Raw genomic sequence first — 243 nt, 5'->3', positions numbered from 1 at the left:
TCGCGCGCATTCTTGCCGCGGTGGCCGAGATCGGGTGAAACTGTTGCACAACACCCGCCTTCGCGGGGCATGACAGCAATGGGACGGGAGAAACGCCAATGACCACCATCGCCATGCTGCGCGCCTTGCAAGATGCGGACGGGACAGCCGAGGTCGATGGCGCCGCCGAGCACGAGATGATTGCGTCCCTCCTCGATCAGCCTGCGCGTGATTGGATAGGGCGTGCCGTCGCCATATTCGGAT

At 63.4% G+C, this 243-nt stretch carries 1 pseudogene; it reads right to left on the bottom strand.

The features are described from left to right. Positions 1-107: 107 nt before the first annotated feature. A pseudogene (locus G8O24_RS44975) lies at positions 108-243 on the bottom strand (alpha/beta hydrolase); the annotation flags it as partial.

This window comes from Bradyrhizobium campsiandrae (assembly GCF_014529705.1).
In the GTDB taxonomy this organism is placed as follows: domain Bacteria; phylum Pseudomonadota; class Alphaproteobacteria; order Rhizobiales; family Xanthobacteraceae; genus Bradyrhizobium; species Bradyrhizobium campsiandrae.
This window is presented reverse-complemented; position numbering and strand designations above follow the sequence as displayed.